At 37.7% G+C, this 1,495-nt stretch carries 2 protein-coding genes; both read left to right on the top strand.

The features are described from left to right. The first annotated feature begins 644 nt into the window (after positions 1 to 644). Positions 645 to 821: a hypothetical protein gene (locus RW092_RS21730; RefSeq protein ID WP_176222493.1), complete on the top strand. Its 177-nt coding sequence runs from the start codon at positions 645 to 647 to the stop codon at positions 819 to 821. 5 nt (positions 822 to 826) lie between these two features. Further along, complete coding sequence (locus RW092_RS21735; RefSeq protein WP_085170987.1) at positions 827 to 1,390, top strand: hypothetical protein; 564 nt, start codon at positions 827 to 829, stop codon at positions 1,388 to 1,390. The last annotated feature ends 105 nt before the right edge of the window (positions 1,391 to 1,495 follow it).

A 1,495-nucleotide genomic window follows, 5' to 3' on the forward strand; every position in this document is an offset into this window, starting at 1 on the left:
CAAAGATTCGGAGCCCTTTTCATATTTTCAAGAAGCGATACTTTCGAAATTCAGGATAACTACTATACTTAATACTTGTATTAGCTTCATGTAAGCCTCCTTTAATTAAGGTTATTCCTTTGCTAATCGGAGGTTTCGGATAACGTTATCATATTCACGACGTCCCACCACCTTAAGCCCCGCTAGGGGCGGCCGCGATGCGGTTAGGTGGTGCGGATGTGTCCGGCTGATTCCGCTTCACTGCTACTGATAAGCCTCACCGAATATACTCCTAACTTCGTGCCGGATCGAGGGCCGTTAGGCCCGATGCGTGAATACTGTGTTAGGCGAAGTACCAACTTCATTGAATTCACTAAATTAAATATTTCTCTTTTCAGAAGGATTTTCCTGTACTGGGCTCGAATCATATATTAATATATGATTCGAGCCCAGTACAGTTAGAGCCTCTGCAAAAAAAATTCCAAAATTTAACCTATAAAAGAGGAGTTTTGGTCGCAGGTGTCGAAATGGTTACATGTAACCATTTCGACACCTGCGACCTTTTTCTGGTTTACATCACTTTATACTTTTTATTGTAGCTACATCAACATACTTCTAAAAATCTGACCATATACATCAACCAAATATTATTTGGGTGGTGTAATATGGGAAAAAGGAGAAAAAAGAAAATGACACCGGCTGCTACTAAAATTTACGAATTCCCTAGTCAAATAAAAGCTAAGAACAAATTAATATCACACAAGAAAATCACAAAAAGAATGACAGATGAATCAATTAAAACTTCTTATGATTTCAAAAGAAAAAGTTGGGAAAGGGAATAGTACCAATGACTAAAAATAGAGATTCCAAATTCTTATCACCTGAGAACTGGCATCTTATAAAACGTGGTTGGATTTATGAAGCCGCTATACCATACACTGGTGAGAGACCTCTCGACTTTTTTATTCGGGATACTAATAACCCTAACAAAGGATCAATTGTAAAAGGTAATGGCAATTTTGTTCCTGGCCAAGAACATCTAGTTGTATTAGGACTAAAACAAAGAAAAGTCATCGTTGTCTCAAACGATGACTTGTGTCAGGATAAAAATATCTTCGATGTTACTGTTGCCCCAATATATTCGATTTACGAAGAAGATAAAAAATTCGAATGGTATAATGACGTGGTTAATGGTAACCATCTCTTCTATTCTTACTTATCTAAAGATATTACAGGAAGAGAATGTGTGGTAGATCTATCGAATATTATTACAATTGGGAAGAACATGCTGTTAAATGATAAACACGATGCAACTAGTCAAATGCAAGATATACATCTCAAAATGGAATACTGTCTTCAATTGGGAATTTATAAGAAACGACAAGAAGTTGTTGAAGAAGATGCTGTTTAGTCATCAATGGGACCCGAGCGGTTCCTTTTTTTGTTTTCTGGTATTTCGCCTAACGTATCGTGTTCCCGACGTCGAAAGGCTTAAGCCGCTGACCCGTCGAGCGCA

Origin of the sequence: Paenibacillus sp. 3LSP, assembly GCF_032465655.1 — a bacterium.
GTDB classification, from domain to species: domain Bacteria; phylum Bacillota; class Bacilli; order Paenibacillales; family Paenibacillaceae; genus Fontibacillus; species Fontibacillus barengoltzii.

Coding starts and splice junctions, on each gene's coding strand:
- RW092_RS21730 (WP_176222493.1), top strand. CDS start 645: ATGGGAAAAAGGAGAAAAAAGAAAATGACACCGGCTGCTACTAAAATT.
- RW092_RS21735 (WP_085170987.1), top strand. CDS start 827: ATGACTAAAAATAGAGATTCCAAATTCTTATCACCTGAGAACTGGCAT.